Source organism: Neisseria sp. P0009.S007 (assembly GCF_051962515.1).
Window position 1 is genome coordinate 1 of sequence record NZ_JBQCVF010001182.1, and the last position, 254, is coordinate 254.

The following is a 254-nucleotide window of genomic DNA, read 5'->3' on the forward strand; positions in this document are numbered from 1 at the left end:
GTTGACACCTGTTGCGCAATCTTTCATGGAAGTATCGCCTTGGCTCAGCAGTCTGATGCAGTGTGCCAAACAGATTTGACCTGCTTCAACACAGTGGGCAGCCGCTTTTCTGGCTGCTTCATAGGTTTTGGACGAAGCAGCAGGGGCAGCGTGGGAATTGCCTTTATGGTCATGATGTCCGTGGGCGAGGGCGAATGAAGCGGCAGCTGCCAAAGAAACGGCTGTACCACCCAAGAATTGACGACGGTTCATAC

The 254-nt window shown here is 53.1% G+C and carries 1 pseudogene; it reads right to left on the reverse strand.

The features are described from left to right. A pseudogene (locus ACTHS3_RS18225) lies at positions 1 to 252 on the reverse strand (four-helix bundle copper-binding protein); the annotation flags it as partial. Between the last annotated feature and the right edge of the window lie 2 nt (positions 253 to 254).